This window comes from Ruegeria arenilitoris (genome assembly GCF_013031355.1).
GTDB lineage: Bacteria > Pseudomonadota > Alphaproteobacteria > Rhodobacterales > Rhodobacteraceae > Ruegeria > Ruegeria arenilitoris_C.
In genome coordinates, this window is the sequence record NZ_WPZO01000003.1 from 17514 (window position 1) to 36836 (window position 19323).

The 19323-nt window shown below is 55.4% G+C and carries 15 protein-coding genes and 1 pseudogene; 10 read left to right on the plus strand and 6 right to left on the minus strand.

From position 1 onward, the window contains the following. Window positions 1-86: 86 nt before the first annotated feature. Window positions 87-728, plus strand: coding sequence for a TetR family transcriptional regulator C-terminal domain-containing protein (locus GOX63_RS08600; protein WP_170325571.1), 642 nt, complete (start codon window positions 87-89; stop codon window positions 726-728). Window positions 729-1861: 1133 nt separating this feature from the next. After that, complete coding sequence (locus GOX63_RS08605; RefSeq protein WP_170325572.1) at window positions 1862-2677, plus strand: bifunctional allantoicase/(S)-ureidoglycine aminohydrolase; 816 nt, start codon at window positions 1862-1864, stop codon at window positions 2675-2677. Between the two features lie 46 nt (window positions 2678-2723). Here GOX63_RS08605 and bhcR read toward each other — a convergent pair whose 3' ends face one another. Continuing rightward, window positions 2724-3560: an HTH-type transcriptional regulator BhcR gene (gene bhcR, locus GOX63_RS08610; RefSeq protein WP_170325573.1), complete on the minus strand. Its 837-nt coding sequence runs from the start codon at window positions 3558-3560 to the stop codon at window positions 2724-2726. Between the two features lie 169 nt (window positions 3561-3729). Here bhcR and bhcA point away from each other — a divergent pair, with 169 nt between their 5' ends. From bhcA to bhcD, 4 genes are all read left to right on the plus strand, one after another. Continuing rightward, a complete protein-coding gene (bhcA, locus tag GOX63_RS08615; RefSeq protein WP_170325574.1) occupies window positions 3730-4920 on the plus strand; it encodes an L-aspartate--glyoxylate aminotransferase BhcA in 1191 nt (396 codons plus the stop codon). After that, a complete protein-coding gene (gene bhcB, locus GOX63_RS08620) occupies window positions 4920-5888 on the plus strand; it encodes a beta-hydroxyaspartate dehydratase BhcB (RefSeq protein WP_170325575.1) in 969 nt (322 codons plus the stop codon). The genes bhcA and bhcB overlap by 1 nt, the downstream gene beginning before the upstream one ends. Before the next feature lie 42 nt (window positions 5889-5930). After that, window positions 5931-7094: a 3-hydroxy-D-aspartate aldolase BhcC gene (gene bhcC, locus GOX63_RS08625; protein WP_170325576.1), complete on the plus strand. Its 1164-nt coding sequence runs from the start codon at window positions 5931-5933 to the stop codon at window positions 7092-7094. A 110-nt stretch (window positions 7095-7204) separates the two neighbouring features. Continuing rightward, window positions 7205-8170 carry an iminosuccinate reductase BhcD gene (bhcD, locus tag GOX63_RS08630; RefSeq protein WP_170325577.1) on the plus strand — a complete coding sequence of 322 codons (966 nt, stop codon included), beginning with the start codon at window positions 7205-7207 and terminating at the stop codon, window positions 8168-8170. A 712-nt stretch (window positions 8171-8882) separates the two neighbouring features. Here the strand turns inward: bhcD and GOX63_RS08635 are convergent. From GOX63_RS08635 to puuE, 3 genes and pseudogenes are all read right to left on the minus strand, one after another. Continuing rightward, a pseudogene (locus GOX63_RS08635) lies at window positions 8883-9735 on the minus strand (solute carrier family 23 protein). Window positions 9736-9744: 9 nt separating this feature from the next. Then, complete coding sequence (locus GOX63_RS08640; protein ID WP_170325578.1) at window positions 9745-10230, minus strand: ureidoglycolate lyase; 486 nt, start codon at window positions 10228-10230, stop codon at window positions 9745-9747. Then, on the minus strand, window positions 10227-11639 hold the full coding sequence (gene puuE, locus GOX63_RS08645) for an allantoinase PuuE (RefSeq protein ID WP_170325579.1): 1413 nt from the start codon (window positions 11637-11639) through the stop codon (window positions 10227-10229). The genes GOX63_RS08640 and puuE overlap by 4 nt, the downstream gene beginning before the upstream one ends. Window positions 11640-11786: 147 nt before the next feature. Here puuE and uraH point away from each other — a divergent pair, with 147 nt between their 5' ends. Then, window positions 11787-12140 carry a hydroxyisourate hydrolase gene (gene uraH / locus GOX63_RS08650; RefSeq protein WP_170325580.1) on the plus strand — a complete coding sequence of 118 codons (354 nt, stop codon included), beginning with the start codon at window positions 11787-11789 and terminating at the stop codon, window positions 12138-12140. On the opposite strand, the gene GOX63_RS08655 is transcribed toward uraH, so the two are convergent. Further along, window positions 12137-13066: a LysR family transcriptional regulator gene (locus GOX63_RS08655; protein WP_170325581.1), complete on the minus strand. Its 930-nt coding sequence runs from the start codon at window positions 13064-13066 to the stop codon at window positions 12137-12139. The two genes, uraH and GOX63_RS08655, sit on opposite strands and share 4 nt — an antisense overlap. A gap of 101 nt (window positions 13067-13167) precedes the next feature. On the opposite strand from GOX63_RS08655, the gene GOX63_RS08660 reads away from it, so the two are divergent. Further along, on the plus strand, window positions 13168-14400 hold the full coding sequence (locus tag GOX63_RS08660; protein WP_170325582.1) for a urate hydroxylase PuuD: 1233 nt from the start codon (window positions 13168-13170) through the stop codon (window positions 14398-14400). Window positions 14401-14460: 60 nt separating this feature from the next. Here GOX63_RS08660 and GOX63_RS08665 read toward each other — a convergent pair whose 3' ends face one another. Then, window positions 14461-15369: a LysR family transcriptional regulator gene (locus GOX63_RS08665; protein ID WP_170325583.1), complete on the minus strand. Its 909-nt coding sequence runs from the start codon at window positions 15367-15369 to the stop codon at window positions 14461-14463. Window positions 15370-15524: 155 nt separating this feature from the next. Between GOX63_RS08665 and xdhA the strand changes: the two genes are divergently transcribed. Both xdhA and xdhB read left to right on the plus strand, forming a co-directional pair. Beyond that, entirely contained in the window at window positions 15525-16988 is a 1464-nt protein-coding gene (xdhA, locus tag GOX63_RS08670; RefSeq protein WP_170325584.1) for a xanthine dehydrogenase small subunit, read from the plus strand. Between the two features lie 15 nt (window positions 16989-17003). Next, window positions 17004-19322, plus strand: a complete 2319-nt coding sequence (gene xdhB, locus GOX63_RS08675; protein WP_170545553.1) for a xanthine dehydrogenase molybdopterin binding subunit — start codon at window positions 17004-17006, stop codon at window positions 19320-19322. The last annotated feature ends 1 nt before the right edge of the window (window position 19323 follow it).

The following is a 19323-nucleotide window of genomic DNA, read 5'->3' on the forward strand; positions in this document are numbered from 1 at the left end:
ATTTTCATAACCGGGTCTGGCCAATTTGACATAGGCCGCTAAAAGGCACGGCAAGACACTGAAAACAAACAGAACCGCCTGATCAAATGACTGGAAAACGCCAAGAAATACGAGAACGAAACCGCCTGTCCTTGATCGAGGCCGTACTCGACTCAGTTGCCGACAAAGGGATTTCTGAGACGTCGGTGAGTGAAATCATTCAACGCGCCGAGTTGTCCCGCGGCATGATTCACCTTCATTTCGGCGGCAAGGACAACCTCGTGGACGAAGCCGCCCGCTTTTCGTCCGAGCAATACTACAATGGTATCTATGCCTTGCTGGAAACGACCGGGCAAACTGGCCAGGAACATATCGAAATGATTGTTCGGGGTGATTTGAGTGAGGCCATCCTCAACGAGAAGAATGTCTCAATTTGGTACGCATTTCGAGGCGAAGCCAGAAACAGAGCGGCAATCGCGGCCTTTTCAGATACTCGCGACGCAAAGCTACGGAACCTAGTCTTCAACGCGTTTGCTCGGATTGCGAAAGAAGCTGAAATCGAACACCCCAATCAGGTTGCGCGCGACGCTACTCACGGCACACTTGCGATGCTGGAAGGTATGTGGACCGATTACCTCCTCCACCCGGATTCATTTGACCGTACCGAGGCGATAAGAATTGTGTTTCGCTTTTTAAGCTCGATGTTTCCCAGACACTTCAACCTTGAAGGCGCCTTGCCATCAGAATGACAATCCCAACCAAACTTATCTGACTGCGTTAGAGAGAAACAATTTTTGCCATCAGGCGTCCGCGCCTTCCTTTTTGACACCCAAACTGACCAACATCTCAACAAAGATGCCTATATCAGTCCACCGCTTCCGGTGGTTGTAGAGTGCCTCGTGTGACCCGTATTTCTTGGATGGATCACTCCAACTTAAACCATTGCGATTGGTGAAGATATTCCCACTAAGACGTACATATCATCAACGCATGGCTTGCAGGGGGACTTTGGTAAGTAGGGCTCAAGACACGATATTTGCGCATCCGTAAATCAGAAATGATCAGCCATGATCATCTCCAATTTTGAACGCGATGAATCAAGCCTTCGGTCGGAAATCAATGGGTCCTGAGTCGAGCCAGAGATAGTGTAACCATGTAATTCAAGGGCTTCACTCACGTCGGGTAAACGCTCCCCTTCTGTGACAGCCTCCAAGGCAACAAGTAAATCCGGGATGGCAATGTGTTGGCGCCCATTTCTTCGCAGTGCCTCAATTAATCGACCACAGTCCGAAGTTCGAATATCCCAGCCTGCTGTCATCGCGCAGTTTCGAATGCATCGTGAAATTCTGCTTCGGCAGGTTCATTCTCGGACCTAGCAAGGGTGCCGTCAGACAAACTCGATCCATTCTCATCTGGGCCAGTAGAGGTCTCGTTTTTTACCGCGCAAAATCGCGCCAGTCGGCAAGAACGGCGGACCGTGTCAGCTTCAACGTTCCTCGGCTGGCGACGGATCTCTTTTGATTGGAGTTGTTGTAGACGGATGAGTAGACGGCCACGAGTTCTGCAAATTCCGCATATGCCTGAAACGCAGCACCGCTCGTTTTAGTCGCTGGAACGAAAGTGGAAACCGAATGTACGATACTGCCGCAGGGCAGATGGCATCAGGACCAATTTTAAAGCGTTTGAATGGCGCTGGCTTGGTCATTCCCAAACGCTAGGCAACCACCCTGTCCAGCAAAGGCAAAGTTAATCTTCTATACTCGGCCTGCATAATACGGATTTTTCAAAACTTTTCGAATAGTGCTGTCGCATTTTTGCGGGTGGTTCCCCCAATTCGCCCAGCGCATATTTTGGAGCACACGGCATTTCTTCAGGAGCATACATGAACACCAAGTATTTCGCGCCACATGGTGGGCATCCCGGACAAGATCAACTTTTGACGGATCGCGCCGTATTTACTGACGCTTATGCTGTGATCCCAAAGGGAACGATGCGAGATATTGTGACCAGCTTCCTGCCATTCTGGGAAGACACACGACTGTGGGTGATCTCTCGTCCTTTGAGCGGCTTTGCCGAAACCTTTTCGCAGTACATCATGGAGGTTCAACCCGGTGGTGGTTCTGACCGACCTGAGACCGCGCCTGAAGCCGAAGGTGTATTGTTCGTGGTCGAAGGCACCGCGACCTTAGTCGCCGAAGGCTCCACCTATGAACTCACCCCCGGAGGCTACGCCTATCTGCCCCCGGAATGTAAATGGACTCTGCGAAACCAAGGGGATGAAATCCTACGTTTCCATTGGATTCGAAAAGCTTATGAAGCCGTAGAAGGCCTTGATAGCCCTGACTTACTTGTCCTCAACGAAAATGAGATCGCACCAACACCCATGCCCGGGACGGACGGCAAGTGGGCTACAACGAGATTTGTCGACCCAAGCGATTTGCGCCACGACATGCATGTTACAGTGGTGACGTTTGAGCCCGGCGCAGTCATCCCCTTCCTTGAAACCCATGTTATGGAGCATGGCCTTTACGTCCTGGAAGGAAAGGCAGTTTACCGGCTGAACAATGACTGGGTGGAAGTGGAAGCTGGTGATTATATGTGGCTACGGGCGTTTTGTCCCCAGGCTTGTTATGCAGGCGGGCCGGGCAAGTTCCGTTACTTGCTCTATAAGGATGTAAACAGGCATATGGCGCTTTGACCGGGACCCGTCGCCTACCCATTGCACATGCGTCTCAGGGCCGTGGCTAAGTCACTGTTCCACCGATAGCCAGTGTTAACTGATGGGCCGCCTCTATGACGGGGCGGCTTAGCCTTTCAATTTCAGCCTCACCGACCCGGCTTGTCGGTCCGGACACTGAAATCCCTGCAACCGCCTCTCTATTGATGTCGAAGACTGCAGCCGCAATGCACCGCATGCCCTCGTTCTTTTCTTCATTGTCCACCGAGAAGCCCTGGGCCCTAATTGCTGCAAGGTCAGCTTTCAACGCTGCCGGATTGGTGATCGACTTGTCCGTGAATGCCTGTAACTGCGCGTTGGCCAATAGTCTGTCCAACCGATCTTCATCCATATGAGCCAGCAGAGCTTTCCCGATCCCCGACGCATGCATCGGCGATAACGTACCTGGCGGAAAGAACGCGCGGATGCTGGCATGGGTTTCCACTTGGCTCAGGAAAAGCACTGAGCCTTCCTTTTCAATCCCTAAGTTAGCAGTCTCTCCCGTGGCTTCCATCAGTTTGCGCATGATCGGTCTGGCCCGGTCCACAAGGCTGGTGCGCCGTAGAAAGCGCGAACCAATAACGAAGGCACGCGGACCGATATGCCAGACTTGCTCGTCGTGATCGAATTCGACTAGCCCCCTGCCTTCCAGCGTCACCAGAATACGATAAACCGTTGCGGGTGACTGGCGCATTTCATCAGACAGTGTGGTCAATGCCTTACCTTGCGCCTCGCTCAGATACTCGAAAACCTCCATCGCCCGATCAAGTGATTTGATCGTATTCTGAGCGGTTTTGTCATCCCATCCCCGCGGCCTTCCTCGGGCTTTACGGCGAGTCCCAGCGCCATTTTCTTGCGAATCCATAAAAACCCTCTGATTAATTGTGAAAGACGAATTCACGATGTGAAAAACATAACACACTGACAACTATCAAGTAAATCCACTCGCCTCGATTTTGAAATGCGTTTTCAAAAAAATTTCGAGCTGACCATCTTGGGCTTATTGTGTGGGCAACGACGGAAGGAGACCATCCATGAGCTTTCAAAACCCCGTTTTCATCCCGGGTCCGACCAATATCCCCGAAAGCCTGCGCAAGGCCTGCGATATGCCCACGATCGACCATCGCTCACCGCTGTTCGGGCAGATCCTGCACCCCGCGCGAGAAGGTGTGCGAAAAGTTCTGAAAAGCGACAGCGCCGAGGTCTTTATCTTCCCCTCAACCGGAACCGGCGGCTGGGAAACCGCTTTGACCAATACTCTGTCAACCGGTGACAAGGTTCTGGCGGCCCGCAACGGTATGTTCAGCCACCGCTGGATCGACATGTGCCAGCGCCATGGGCTGAACGTCGAGATCGTCGAAACCCCCTGGGGTGAAGGTCTGCCTGCTGATCGCTACGAAGAGATTCTGACCGCTGACAAAAACCACGAAATCAAGGTCGTCCTTGCCACGCACAACGAAACGGCAACCGGTGTGAAGTCGGATATTGCAGCCGTACGCAAGGCGCTGAATGCCGCCCAGCATCCGGCCATGCTGTTCGTCGATGGCGTCTCATCAATCGCATCCATGGATTTTCGTTTCGATGAATGGGGCGTCGATGTCGCTGTTACGGGTTCGCAAAAAGGGTTCATGCTGACTGCGGGTCTTGCCATCGTCGGCTTTAGCCAAAAGGCTATGGATGCGACCAAAACCGGTACCTTGCCCCGTACCTTCTTTGATGTGCACGACATGGCCAAGGGCTACGCCAACAATGCCTACCCCTATACGCCTGCGGTTGGGTTGATGAATGGTCTCAATCAGGCCTGCGACATGCTGCTGAATGAAGGTCTGGAAAACGTTTTCGCACGGCATCACCGAATTGCCGAAGGAGTCCGCGCCGCCGTGGGTGCGTGGGGACTAGAGCTTTGTGCCGCCAACCCGTCGGTGTATTCTGACACCGTAAGTGCGATCCGTACGCCAGATGGTTTCAACGCGACGGATATCGTAACCCACGCCGCCGACAAATACGGCGTCGCCTTTGGCGTTGGCCTTGGTGAAGTCGCCGGCAAGGTGTTCCGCATCGGACACTTGGGAAGCCTGACGGATGTCATGACACTTTCTGGGATCGCCACCGCTGAAATGTGCATGGCTGACCTGGGCCTGAACATCGAACTGGGCTCCGGCGTAGCGGCTGCACAGGACTATTACCGTGGTCATCCAGCTGCCGCTCAGAAGGACGCTGCATAATGAAGGATTGTCACATGTACATCCCGACCTATGAAGACATGCTCGCTGCGCATGATCGGATCGAACCCTATATCCGCCGCACTCCGGTGCGGACATCTGACTATCTCAACGAACTGACCGGTGCGCAGCTGTTCTTCAAATGTGAGAACTTTCAGGAACCGGGCGCCTTCAAGGTACGAGGCGCCACCAATGCGGTTTTCGGCCTTGATGATGAACAGGCGAAGAAGGGCGTAGCAACCCATTCCTCAGGTAACCACGCCTCGTGCCTGTCCTATGCGGCGATGAAGCGGGGCATCCCCTGCAACGTGGTTATGCCGCGCACCGCGCCCCAAGCGAAGAAAGACACGGTTCGTCGATACGGTGGTAAGATCACCGAGTGCGAGCCTTCGACGTCCTCTCGCGAAGCAACCTTTGCCGAGGTTCAGGCGGCCACAGGAGGAGATTTTGTCCACCCCTACAATGATCCGCGAGTGATCGCCGGACAGGGCACCTGTTCACGCGAGTTCATTGAACAGACCGACGGCTTGGATGCAGTGGTCGCGCCCATTGGCGGCGGTGGTATGGTGTCCGGCACGTGTCTGACCCTGTCCACACTCGCCCCGGAAACCGCGATCATCGCGGCAGAACCCGAACAGGCAGACGATGCCTATCGCAGCTTCAAGGCCGGTCACATTATCGCGGATGACGCCCCAAAAACGATTGCCGACGGGCTGTTGGTGCCGCTGAAGGACCTCACCTGGCACTTCGTGTCTAACCACGTCTCCGAAATCTACACGGCTTCAGAGCAAGAGATTATCGACGCGATGAAACTGACGTGGAAACACCTGCGGATCGTGATGGAGCCGTCCTCGGCCGTACCGCTGGCCACAATCCTGAAGAACCCGGACGCTTACAAAGGTAAGCGTGTCGGTCTCATCATAACCGGGGGCAATGTCGATCTGGACAAGCTGCCTTGGCTGAATGCGTGACCGCTACCCAACAGACATCAATCCCGACATAGGAAGACGGAAATGAAAGATATGACCAATCTCGACCAATTCGAAGTAGGCTATGACATTCCGGCCAAGCCCGGAATGGATGAAGCAGATATCCAGACCCCCAGCCTGGTGCTGGATCTCGACGCGCTGGAGCGCAACATCAAGAAGATGGGCGATTATGCAAAGGCGCATGGTATGCGGCATCGCGTGCACGGGAAAATGCACAAGTCGGTGGACGTAGCGAAGCTGCAGGAACAAATCGGTGGTGCCGTCGGCGTCTGCTGTCAGAAGGTTTCCGAAGCGGAAGTCTTCGTTCGCGGTGGCATCAAGGACGTTCTGGTGTCGAACCAGGTGCGTGACCTTGCCAAAATCGACCGCCTTGCAAGCCTGCCGAAGCTGGGCAGTCGTATTATCGTGTGTGTCGATGATGTGGACAATGTCGCGGATCTTTCGGGCGCGGCAGTCGATCACGGCACTCAGTTGGAGGTCTTCGTCGAAATCGACTGCGGTGCAGGACGTTGCGGCGTAACCACGACACCGGAAGTGATCGAAATCGCCAAAGCTGTGGAAGCTGCCGAAAACCTGAAATTCACCGGCATCCAAGCTTATCAGGGCGCGATGCAGCACCTCGACAGCTACGAAGCGCGTAAGGAAAAACTCGATACAGCTATCGCGATGGTAAAAGATGCCGTTGAAGGTCTTAAAGCTGAAGGCATTGAATGCGAGTTGGTCTCGGGCGGAGGCACCGGCTCCTACTACTTCGAGTCCAACTCGGGCGTGTACAACGAACTGCAGTGCGGGTCCTATGCTTTCATGGACGCTGATTACGGCCGCATCCTGGACAAGGATGGCAACCGGATCGACCAGGGTGAATGGGAAAATGCCTTCTTCATCCTGACCAGTGTCATGAGCCACGCCAAGGACGACAAGGCCATCGTCGATGCAGGCCTCAAGGCGCAATCGGTGGACAGTGGTCTGCCAGTCGTCTTTGGGCGCGACGATGTCGAATACATCAAATGCTCGGACGAGCACGGCGTCGTCATGGACCAGAACGGGGTGCTGAAAGTAAACGACAAGCTCAAGCTTGTTCCTGGCCACTGCGATCCGACCGCAAACGTGCACGATTGGTATGTCGGCGTCCGCAACGGCAAGGTCGAATGCGTTTGGCCCGTTTCCGCCCGCGGCCGCGCTTATTGAGCTGGCCTATACAATGCAGGAAAGTCCGGCTCAGACGTAGCCGGGTAGCCGCCCGTGTGCACTCCCTTCGGGAAAGCACGCGGGCGCACGAATTCTGAACGGAGAAACACATGTTGATCGTACCCGAGCGTGAAATCGCTGACCTCATGACCCGCGAAGCGGCCTTTGATGCCGTGGAAAAGGTCTTTGCTTCAATGGCGTCCAACGACGCCTACAATTTTCCCGTCGTGCGCGAAGCCATCGGACATGAAGATGCGCTGTACGGTTTCAAGGGCGGGTTTGACCGCGCGGGGCTGACGCTTGGCCTGAAGGCGGGGGGCTACTGGCCGAACAACTTGGAAAAACGCGGGCTGATTAATCACCAGTCTACCGTGTTTCTTTTCGACCCGGACACTGGCAAGCCTTCGGCAATGGTCGGCGGCAACCTTCTGACAGCCCTGCGCACAGCTGCGGCCTCTTCCGTATCGATCAAACATCTCGCTCGCTCGGATGCCAAGGTAATCGGCATGATCGGCGCTGGCCACCAGGCAGCCTTTCAGCTGCGTGCGGCGTTGGAACAGCGAGTCTTTGAAAAAGTCATCGGCTGGAATTATCACCCTGAGATGCTGCCCAATATTGAGAAAGTTGCCAACGAAGCCGGTGTTCCTTTTGAAGCCGTCGAGCTTGATGGCATGGCTGATGCGGATGTGATCATCACGATCACCTCGGCATTTGCGCCGTCACTGATGGCGGATCATGTCAGCCCCGGAACCCATGTCGCCTGTATGGGGACAGACACCAAAGGAAAGCAAGAGGTCGCAGCTGCCTTGCTGGTCAAAGCGAAAGTCTTCACGGACGAAGTCGCACAATCCATCACCATCGGCGAAGCACAACACGCCGTCGCGCAGGGCTTGATCGAAGAAAGTGACGTGTCTCAGCTTGGCGCTGTCATCAATGGCACAAACCCGGGCCGGACATCGGATGATCAGATCACGCTGTTTGATGGCACCGGGGTGGGTCTTCAGGACCTTGCAGTTGCCGCATCGGTAGTTGATCTCGCCGTTCAGAAAGGGATCGCGATCGAGGTCGATATCTGAGGATCAATGAAGGTAACCTGTCGTTGCGACTTGTCGGTGTTCGCCTTCCCAATGCAATGTTCATAGCGACAGGCGGAGGGGATATCGGCCTGTCGGCTTTGTCAGGTTACATTCTTCTTTTGAATTCCTTTTCGACGAAAACTTGAAACTCAAGCCTACCCTTGCCCCTTCGAATTTCGAAGCTGACGGAGTGGTGCCGTTAGAGCGTTTCGCAATGGTTCTTCAATGGGCGTGTGCCTCTCAATTAGCATCCCATGACAGACCTTGGCGCGAACGCAGAGCTTGGATTCAACAATCTCACCGATGTCGATCGAGGTCGGCGAAGCGAATCCGGAGAAGCCAGCATACCGAGTGTGCCGAATGGGCATTCTAGAATTTCGTGCCGATTACCACAGTGGCGCGATTGCTGTTGCCGCGCCCCAGAGCGCTTCACACATTGCCGACAAAATGGGTTTTTCTCTATAGAACACGGCTGAGTCCAACCACTCTGGTGTTCTTTACCAAAAAAGCGAAAAACTTGCACCAGATCGTTTGATCCTCGCCCAGGCAGCCGCAGACTTGGCACTGGAAAAAATGTTGATTGGGCGCGCAATGGTTTGGTCTATGCCAATTCCCATGCGGCAGGGGCTTCCCGGCTTGCTTTGAAAAGCGGCGCGCAGTTGCTCGCCGCTATTCTATTCGGTGGTGACACTAAGCGTATCACCTACCCCCATCAGACCTGATCGTCATGTCCGATGGACCCCAGGCCCTGACCTGCCATTCCGCCAGAAACATCTTCTGTCGCTTCGTCCAAGAGTTTCTTAGGAAGAACCAGGTTTAGGATAATTGCTATGACCGCAGCGGGTGGAATACCCGATATGACCAGTACTTTTAGTGGGCCGGGCAGGAACTGAAGCACGCCGGGTTCCAACTGCAAACCCAGACCAAGGCTCAGGGAAAGTACAAAAATAACCAAGTTGCGCCGGTTCCAGTTCACGTTCGACAGCGTCGAGGCACCAGCCGCGACCACCATACCGAACATCACGATCACGCCCCGCGAAGAACCTCGATCGGGATGGACGAGATAATCGCACCGATTTTGGGAATTAGGCCGCACACAATCCGCGGATCCGATCAACAGGTCGATCAGAACCGCCGACGCCCACGCCGCCCATCAAGACGGCAATGGCATCAAGGCCCGTTCCGACCACAAAAGGGAGCATGATCGGGATGAAGGCAAACGAAGCACCTTGAACGATGGGCTGCCGGGCACCAACGGGGCCCACACCAATGGATTGGAGCAATATTGCGACGCCTGCAATGAACATCGACATCTGAATCATTTAGATCATCTGCGGAAAATCGGGACTGTTCGAACCGAACCCAAACCCAGCGGCGCCGCACACGATAATGGCTGGCGTGACGTTGGAAACGAACATCGCCAGCACATTCTGAATTCCCAATGTCACCGCTTTAATGAGTGGTGGCCAATAATTCGGATCGCGAAGCTGTTGCGGCGTTCCGATGGATACATCTGTCGTTGTGTCTTTCCTCCTTTGAGATACGTCGACCGGCTCCTCTTCCAGCAACGTTTCTCATTCCGAGATAGCGAAGGCCTCCTCGAACCAATGTTCTTCGAGGTTGGGTCCGGTTCCTATTCGGTCCACCACCGCAAAAAGCCCGGGAGCATGAAGTGGGGTTAGCACCCCATGCCAAGTGTTGCGGTGATAATTCACGCCCTGCCCGGGCGCAGTTTTGAAGGCGATGGGTTGCCCCGGCGCCCCGTCTTCGTCAGGTGCCACAACCACAACAAAGGGTTTGTCCGACAAAGGCAGGAACGCCTGACTGCCATCCGGGTGGCGCTCGACCATTTCCAGTTTGATGGGAAGGCTGAAAGCTTCGGACTGAAACACGCTGATACCAGCGCGCCCGCCGTGGAAATCCAGAATGGCGCGATCATGATACCGCGCGCACTTACCCTGATTGATGTACTTATCCACGTCGCCAGCCACTTCGATGACATCACCAAAAGGCGCAAAGGCCTCGGACGTCAGTGGGCGGAGCTTCAAATGCGAAGTCATGCAGCGAACTTTTCAATCAAACGCAGTTCAGCGATCCGTTCGACTTGGCGGCACGCCTCGGCAAATTCTGTGTCCCGGTCACTGTCAATGCGGCGGTGAAAGGCTTCGAGAATGCTGGCCTTGGTGTTGTCCTTGACGGCAATGATGAAAGGAAAGCCAAACTTGGTTGTATATGCCTGGTTCAGCCCCGTGAATGTAGCTCGCTCTTCGTCTGTCAGCATGTCCAAACCGGCGCCGGCCTGTTCAGCCGTGCTTTCCTTGGTCAAGCGACCTGCCGCGGCCAGCTTTCCTGCCAGGTCCGGGTGCGCGGTCAGAACGCCTAAACGTTGCTCTGGAGTAGCCGACCGGAACACTCGCGCCAGCGCACTGTGAACGCCAGCGGCATTGTCATGAGTCGGCCCCAGTTCCAGACCGAACGCACCTTCAGCAATCCACGGGCTATGCTCAAAAATTCCGCCAAATTCGGAAACAAATGTTGACTGATCCATTTCGGACGGGGTCAGACGTTGCATTGGTGGGTGCTCCTTAGCCCAGTGATCAGCGATCTGTTCGCGCGTGGCGAACCAGACACCGTCGTGTTTTTTGAAATATTCCAGCGCCCGCTTCAGCGCCATCGCGCGACCCGGACGGCCAATCAACCGGCAGTGCAGGCCTATCGACAGCATTTTCGGCGTACCGGCCTCGCCTTCGGCATACAGCAAGTCGAAGCTGTCTTTCAGATAGCTCTCGAACTGGTCGCCATTGGTGTAACCCGCCTGGATCGCAAAGCGCATGTCATTGCAGTCCATCGTGTAGGGCACAATTAATTGATCCTTGCCGCCAGCCTTTGTCCAATAAGGCAGATCGTCGGCATAGCTGTCGGCGATATAGGCGAAATCGCCTTCTTCAGCCGCCAGATTGATAGTGCTCATCGAGCAGCGCCCGGTGTACCAGCCGCGCGGCGGCCGCCCCGTAACCTCGGTATGTAAGCGGATCGCTTCACGAATCTGGGCCCGCTCTTCTTCCGGGCCCATGTCCTTGTGTTCGATCCATTTCAGACCATGGCTGGCAATCTCCCACCCGGCTTGTGTCATCGCCGCTACTTGCTGCGGTGCGCGCGCCAAGGCAGTTGCAACGCCGTAAACTGTCACAGGCAGGTCTTTTAAAAGGTGATGCACCCGCCAGAACCCGGCTCGGCTGCCATACTCGTAAATGGACTCCATATTCCAATGCCTTTGCCCCGGCCACGGGGCGGCACCTGTGATTTCAGACAAAAACGCCTCAGAGGCGGCGTCACCGTGCAACACGTTGTTTTCGCCACCTTCTTCGTAGTTCAAAACGATCTGAACTGCGATCTTCGCCCCGTTCGGCCAGTCCGCCGTCGGTATGTCCCGACCATAGCCGGTCATGTCTCTTGGATAACGCGTCACGTCACTTTCCTCTTTCTCGAAATGATGGATAACCCAGATAATCAGCGATGTTTTTCAAAAAATTTGCGAAGGAGCCTTTGGGCAGACTGCCTTTGCCTCCTGTGACAAAATCAGAATAAAAACTTGAAAGCTTGAGGAGAGGCGCAAATGACCGGTTATCTTACAACACATGTGCTGGATACGGCTCGTGGGTTACCTGCCGAAGGATTGAAAATCGAACTGTTCCGTATTGAAGGCACAGATCGCACGTTGCTGAAAACTCTTTTCACAAACGATGATGGTCGTACCAACGAACAGATTCTACCCGAAGCCGAGTTTTCGCTGGGCGAATACGAGCTGATCTTCTACGCCGGAGAATACCTCGATGCCTCTGGCACCCCGCCGGAAGACCCACGTTTTCTGGATGTGATTCCAATCCGCTTTGGGATGTCCGAGCATTCGCACTACCACGTCCCGCTGCTACTCTCGCCCTTCGGTTACTCCACCTATCGCGGTAGCTAAACAACCGAGCGAGACGTATTTGTCGCGGCAATCGTTGACCCGATGCGTTCGATAATGAACTCCATGAAAAGTCGCGTTTTGGGGTCCTGCATTCGGCGGTGCGTAAACAGGCACGCCATCTGAATTGGTTCCGGCGGCGTTTTTACTGCCACCGGAACCAAAGTTCCGGCCCCGAGATGCTGAGCAACCTCAAATATCGGTTTTAGGGCGATGCCATGACCAGCAAGGGCCCAATCAGTCAGCACGTCACCGTCGTCTGACTCATAGCGTCCCGAAATGCGAAATCGTTTTGGTCCTGTGTCTGTTCTCAACAGCCACTGGAATTCGGTCGCACCAGGAAAGCGCAAACTGAGACATTCATGCGCATCTGCAATGATGTCGTCACCGCTTGCGGGCATCCCTCGTTTTTTGATGTATTTCGGGGATGCACATAGAACCCTCTCGACATCAGCTATTTTTCGGATGCGTAAATTGCTGTCCTCGGGCTGACCCAGAAAAAAGGCCAGATCCAGACCTTCGGTCGTCAGATCCACCTTTCGATCAGTCAGCCGCAGTCGAACGTTAACTTCAGGGTATTCTGCAAGAAACTTTGGCACTTGGGGCGCAATCAATCGCCTACCAACACCCAATGGCGCCGCAACATAGAGTGAGCCTTTCAGGTTCTCTGTAATGTTGACAATTTGAGCTTCGGCCCTTTCGACCGCTTCAAGGATTTCAGCCGCCCCCCCATAGAAAGATTTTCCTTGCTCTGTAGGAGTGAGGCTGCGCGTAGTGCGTTGAAACAATCGCACACCAAGGTGCTCTTCGAGTTGTGAAATTCGCGCCGAGGTTACTGCCGGAGAGACCCGCAAATCACGACCTGCGGCAGACATACTGCCCAGTTCATAGACACGGACAAAGGTTCTGATGTTATCAAGGTAAGACATTTTTTTGCATTTTTTGATACTGCTTGGTCTTTGCCAGCAATACCAGAATAAAACAGCCTCGCATAGAGTGCCTGGAACTATAGAATCTAAGGAGCAAAGCCATGTACGACTTGGCCGTTATATGGGAGTGGATCGCTTTTTCCGTCCGCTGGCTACATGTGATCACCGCGATGGCCTGGATTGGGGCATCATTCTACTTTATCGCGCTTGACCTCATGTTGAAGCCGAACCCCGCCCTGCCGGATGGGGCATACGGCGAAGAATGGGAAGTGCATGGCGGCGGGTTCTATCACACCGTCAAATATCTTGTGGCACCCACCCGGATGCCTGAGCACCTGACCTGGCACAAATGGCAGAGCTATACGACATGGCTCTCGGGCGCCGCGTTGCTAATGATCATCTACTGGGTTGGCGGCGAACTGTTCCTGCTCGATCCAACCAAAGTGGACCTCGCGCTGTGGCAGGGTATCCTGATCTCTGGCGGTTCACTGACCATCGGTTGGTTGCTCTACGATCAGATGTGCAAATCGAAACTGAGCGATCACCCGACCGTTCTGATGCTGCTGTTGTTCGTGATCCTTGTGATCATGTCCTGGGGCTATAACCAGATATTCACCGGTCGTGCTGCACTTTTGCATCTTGGTGCGTTTACCGCGACGATCATGACGGCCAACGTATTTTTCCAGATCATGCCGAACCAACGGATCGTGGTGGAAGACCTCAAGGCGGGGCGGACGCCCGACGCCAAATATGGGAAGATCGCCAAGGTACGCTCTACGCACAACAACTACCTGACCCTTCCGGTTGTATTCCTGATGCTGTCGAACCACTACCCGCTGGCCTTCGGAACAGAGTACTCGTGGATCATTGCCAGCCTTATCTTCCTGACAGGCGTGACCATCCGGCACTACTTCAACACGATGCACGCAACCGGAAAGGGCCCACACTGGACCTGGGGAGTCACCGTAATTCTCATGGTTGTGATCGCTTGGCTTTCTTCGGTCAGAACAGGCGAAACATGGGAAGACGCAGAAGCACGGGCGCTGACGCCCTACGAACAGAAATACGCGTCGGCTGCCGGCTTCGAGGAAGCTTACGACACTGTTCTTGGCAATTGCTCCATGTGCCATGCGCGTGAGCCTGTTTATGGCACTATGAAATGGGCCCCGAAAAAGGTTTACCTTGAAACACCCGGTGACGTAGCCCGCCAGGCCGACCAGATTTATCTGCAAGCCGGGATCAGCCACGCAATGCCGCCTCCATCGGCAGTTCAAATGGATGAAGAGGCGCGCCAGACAATCATCGCGTGGGTGCGTGAGGTTCGGGATCAATAGACGCGGGCCAAAATGGTGACAGCTGGGAAACTGGGCTTATGGCCCAGTTTTTTGTGCTTCTTATGACTCAGTAAAAAAACGTTTGCTGTGCTGCGCTATGTGTTCGACGAATAGACGAATCTTGGGGTCCTGAAGCTTTTTGTGCGGGTAAAGACATCCAAAAATCGTTGGTAATGGTGGCGTCTTGGGCAGAACTTCGACCAACCGGCCATCCTCAAGATACTCCCGAACGTCGAAGCGCGGCTTGTTGACAATCCCCCTGCCCGCCAATGCCCAATCAGTCAGCACATCACCATCGTCTGCGTCGTACTTACCCCGGACTTCGAGTTTTCGCGGACCCATGTCGGTGAGGAGCGTCCAGAAGTATTCGGGTGATCTGGGGTAACGCAGCAACAGACAGTTGTGAGAGGTGTGCAGCAGGTCATCCGGTGTCGCGGGCACACCGAATTGCGACAGGTACTCTGGCGAGGCGCACAGAACGCGATCGCAATCCGCAAACTTCCGCAGTTTCATAGTGGAGTCCCCAGGCTCCCCTATGAAGAAAGCGATATCCAAACCGTCCGCCATGATGTCCACCTTGCGGTCAGACAGGCGCATTCGAATCTCTGTTTCCGGGTAGCGATCCGAGAATTCCGGAACCAGTGGTGCAACAATTCTCCGCCCAACCCCCAGCGGCGCGGTAATGCGGATTGCCCCTCTGGGGGCATCTGAAAAACTGGCCACACGCGCTTCGGCATGATCGAGCGCCAGCAGAACCGCCTTGGCCTCATCGTAAAAGACCGTTCCCACCTCGGTCGGTGTCATCGATCGAGTCGTTCTGTTGAATAGCCGCACACCCAAATGGTTCTCCAGCTCTTTCAAGCGTTTACTGGCCACCGCAGGTGTCAACCGCAGGTCCCGTCCTCCGGACGTTATGCTGCCCAGCTCCATTACTCTGACAAAGACCCGCAGGCTTTCGATGTACGACATTTTTTCCTCCCACTACGGAAAGACTGCGTCATAGCCTTCTCTTTTTCAACGTTTCGTTGAAAGTATTTGCTGTTTCCGGCAATTTTCAGACTCAATCGTTGCTTCTATGGTCCCCCCGATCACCCACCGGAAGGCAGGGGTATAGGGAGAAGACCATGACGCATCGCACCGACATCCAGTTTGTCCTTAATGGCAGGGATGTGTCCGTTCCAAGCGTCGCAGCAGATCAGACACTTCTGGATTTCCTGCGTTTGGAACGTCGACTGACAGGAACGAAAGAAGGCTGCGCCGAGGGCGATTGCGGTGCATGTACCGTACTTGTCGGCCGGCTTGGCGACGGGGGTTTGACTTATGTTCCGGTCAACGCGTGTATCCGGTTTCTTGCCTCCGTCGATGGCTGTCATGTCGTGACGGTGGAACACCTGTCTGGCCCGGACGGTCGTCTGCACCCGGTTCAGCAGGCGATGATCGATCATCATGGCAGTCAGTGCGGGTTCTGCACACCGGGTTTCGTCATGGCGCTATACGCGCTTTGGATGCAAACCCCCGAGCCGACCGAAACACAGGTCGAAACCGCGCTGCAGGGCAACCTGTGCCGCTGCACCGGGTATGAACCAATCATCCGCGCCGCCGTCGCTGTCAGCCGCTATGGTACCCCGACATCGGATCACCTGAATACTGAACGAGATGCCATGACCGCGCGTTTGGCGGCCCTCAAAGACGGACGGCGTGTTGTATCCGGACCCAAGGATAGCCTGAGCATCCTACCGTCCAGTGTCGATGATCTCGCCGAGTGTCTGCAAACCTATCCAAATGCCACGATTGTTGCCGGCGCCACGGATGTGGGTCTTTGGGTGACCAAGTTCCTGCGCAACATCGGGCCCGCTATTTTCACGGGTCACCTCGAAGACCTGAAAACCGTCAAAAGACAGGGTTCCCTCCTCCTGATCGGTGCTGGCGCCAGCTACACCGATTGCCAGGACCTCCTGTCCGAGCACTTGCCACACCTGTCCTCCTATTGGGATCGCATCGCAGGGTGGCAGGTGCGTAATATGGGAACTGTCGGCGGAAACATCGCCAACGGTTCACCCATCGGGGACACGCCGCCGGTTCTGATCGCGCTTGGGGCGGAAATTACGCTGCGGCGTGGTTCAGACAAGCGAACTGTGCCTCTCGAGGAATTCTTCATCGATTATGGCAAGCAAGATCGCCAACCCGACGAATTTGTCGAAAGCATCCGTGTGCCACTGCCCGGGTCCAACGATCTGGATGCAGCCTATAAGATTTCGAAGCGCCGTGATGAAGACATCTCTTCCGTGGCTGCAGGTATCCACATGACGGTTGCCGACGGAGCCATCAGCAACGCCCGCATCGCATTCGGCGGCATGGCCGCCACGCCCAAGCGCGCAACTGCCGCCGAAGCGGCACTAAACGGCAAACCTTGGACGCGTGAAAGTTTTGAAGCGGCGGCGCTGGCACTGACCGAGGACTACAAACCTCTGACAGATTGGCGAGCGTCTTCCGACTACCGAATGCTCACCGCACAAAACCTGCTGCGCCGGTTCTTCCTTGAAAACGACGCCCAGACCGACACCCCCGTTCAGCTGGCTTACGCCTAATAGGGAGACGAAAAGATGAAAGATAACGTTTCCATTATTGGGGCGGCCCACACCAACGTGAACCACGACAGCGCAATCAAGCATGTCACAGGACGGGCTGATTACACTGACGACATTGCTCAACCCGAAGGCACCTTGCACGCATATCTTGGTGTGTCCGACGTCGCGCATGCCAAACTGATGGGCATCGACTTCACTGAAGTCCTGGCCACGCCCGGAGTCGTGGGTGTCCTGACCGCTGACGATGTACCGGGGGCCAATGACATCAGCCCAACACACCTGAACGACGAACCGGTTTTCCCGACTGACGCTATTCAGTTTCACGGACAGCCTCTGTTTGCTGTGGTTGCCGAAACCCGCGACATCGCGCGTCGCGCTGCGGAATTGGCGAAGATTGAATACGAAACACTGCCCCATGCGCTGGACCCGATCGCCGCGCAGGAAGCCGGATACCCGCATGTCACAGCACCGCTCAAGCTTGAGCGCGGTGACGTTGCCCCAGCACAGGCGACCGCACCGAACCGGATCAAAGGCCGGATGAGTGTCGGCGGTCAGGATCACATGTACCTCGAAGGTCATATCGCCTTTGCCATTCCGGGCGAAGACGACGATGTGATCGTGCATTGTTCCACCCAACACCCATCCGAGGCGCAGCATATGGTGGCCCATGTTCTTGGAGTGCCGTCCAACGCCGTAGTGGTCAATGTGCGCCGGATGGGCGGCGGATTTGGCGGCAAGGAAAGCCAGATGAACCTCTTCTGCGCTGTTGCCGCCATGGCTGCCAAAAAGTGGAACCGCGCCGTGAAAATCCGCCCTGACCGGGATCAGGACATGATGGCAACCGGCAAACGCCATGACTTTGTGATCGATTATGATGTTGCCTTTGACGACGATGGCCGCATCCAGGCCGTTGAAGGCAGCTTTGCTGCGCGCTGCGGGTTTTCGGCAGACCTGTCGGGCCCCGTGACCGACCGCGCGCTTTTCCATGCGGACAACGCCTATTTCTATCCGAATGTGCGCCTGAACAGCCATCCGATGAAAACCAACACAGTGTCGAATACCGCGTTCCGCGGGTTCGGGGGGCCGCAAGGCGTGATCGCCGCAGAGCGGATGATCGAAGAGATTGCCTATGCCACGGGTCAGGACCCGCTGGATGTGCGCAAGGCCAATTTCTACGGCACCACGGACCGCAACATAACTCCGTATCATCAGGAGGTCGAAGACAGCATTCTCGACCGGTTGGTCGGAGAGCTGGAAGAGACGTCCGAATACCGCAAGCGCCGTCGGGACATCATTGAGTTCAACAAGACATCGCCGATCCTGAAAAAAGGCATCGCGCTTACACCTGTCAAGTTCGGCATCTCCTTTACGGCGACCTGGTACAATCAGGCCGGTGCGCTGGTGCATGTTTACAATGACGGTTCGATCCATCTGAACCACGGCGGTACCGAAATGGGGCAAGGCCTCAACACCAAGGTTGCGCAGGTCGTGGCCGAAGCGTTTCAGGTCGACTTCAGCCGGATCAAGATCACTAAGACCACCACCGAGAAGGTTCCTAACACCTCGGCCACGGCAGCGTCGAGCGGGACTGATCTGAACGGCATGGCCGCGTTGAACGCGGTCGAACAGATTAAAGAACGCCTGGTGAAATTCGCGGCTGAGAACTGGAAAGTCGCCCCTGAGGAAGTAGCCTTCCTCGCCAACCACGTGCATATCGGCCAAGAGGTTCTGCCCTTCGACGCGTTCATCAAGCAGGCCTACTTGGCGCGTGTGCAGTTGTCGGCAGCCGGGTTCTACAAAACACCGAAAATTCACTGGGATCGGGCCAAGGGACAAGGCCGCCCGTTCTACTATTACGCCTATGGTGCGTCGTGCTCGGAAGTGACGATTGACACCCTGACCGGCGAGTACCGGGTTGAGCGCACGGACGTTTTGCACGACGTCGGGCGCTCGCTGAACCCCGTTCTCGACAAGGGTCAGGTCGAAGGCGCCTTTATTCAGGGCATGGGATGGCTCACCACTGAAGAGCTTTGGTGGGATAATGCGGGCCGCCTGCGCACTCACGCTCCGTCGACATACAAAATCCCTCTGGCGTCCGACCGTCCGCGCATCTTCAACGTGAACCTTGCCGATTGGTCGGAAAACCGCGAGTTGACCATCAAACGGTCCAAGGCCGTTGGCGAGCCACCTTTCATGCTGGGGATTTCGGTGTTCGAGGCCCTGTCGATGGCCGTGGCTTCCGTCGCCGACTACCGTGAATGCCCGCGCCTTGACGCTCCGGCCACTCCCGAGCGTGTGCTGATGGCTGTCGCACGGCTGCAAGGAGGTTCCTGAG

What these genes read in the sequence shown, in the direction of transcription:
- GOX63_RS08600 (WP_170325571.1), top strand. Translation starts at nt 87, where the DNA reads ATGACTGGAAAACGCCAAGAAATACGAGAACGAAACCGCCTGTCCTTG.
- GOX63_RS08605 (WP_170325572.1), top strand. Translation starts at nt 1,862, where the DNA reads ATGAACACCAAGTATTTCGCGCCACATGGTGGGCATCCCGGACAAGAT.
- bhcR (WP_170325573.1), bottom strand. Translation starts at nt 3,560, where the DNA reads ATGGATTCGCAAGAAAATGGCGCTGGGACTCGCCGTAAAGCCCGAGGA.
- bhcA (WP_170325574.1), top strand. Translation starts at nt 3,730, where the DNA reads ATGAGCTTTCAAAACCCCGTTTTCATCCCGGGTCCGACCAATATCCCC.
- bhcB (WP_170325575.1), top strand. Translation starts at nt 4,920, where the DNA reads ATGAAGGATTGTCACATGTACATCCCGACCTATGAAGACATGCTCGCT.
- bhcC (WP_170325576.1), top strand. Translation starts at nt 5,931, where the DNA reads ATGAAAGATATGACCAATCTCGACCAATTCGAAGTAGGCTATGACATT.
- bhcD (WP_170325577.1), top strand. Translation starts at nt 7,205, where the DNA reads ATGTTGATCGTACCCGAGCGTGAAATCGCTGACCTCATGACCCGCGAA.
- GOX63_RS08640 (WP_170325578.1), bottom strand. Translation starts at nt 10,230, where the DNA reads ATGACTTCGCATTTGAAGCTCCGCCCACTGACGTCCGAGGCCTTTGCG.
- uraH (WP_170325580.1), top strand. Translation starts at nt 11,787, where the DNA reads ATGACCGGTTATCTTACAACACATGTGCTGGATACGGCTCGTGGGTTA.
- GOX63_RS08655 (WP_170325581.1), bottom strand. Translation starts at nt 13,066, where the DNA reads ATGTCTTACCTTGATAACATCAGAACCTTTGTCCGTGTCTATGAACTG.
- GOX63_RS08660 (WP_170325582.1), top strand. Translation starts at nt 13,168, where the DNA reads ATGTACGACTTGGCCGTTATATGGGAGTGGATCGCTTTTTCCGTCCGC.
- GOX63_RS08665 (WP_170325583.1), bottom strand. Translation starts at nt 15,369, where the DNA reads ATGTCGTACATCGAAAGCCTGCGGGTCTTTGTCAGAGTAATGGAGCTG.
- xdhA (WP_170325584.1), top strand. Translation starts at nt 15,525, where the DNA reads ATGACGCATCGCACCGACATCCAGTTTGTCCTTAATGGCAGGGATGTG.
- xdhB (WP_170545553.1), top strand. Translation starts at nt 17,004, where the DNA reads ATGAAAGATAACGTTTCCATTATTGGGGCGGCCCACACCAACGTGAAC.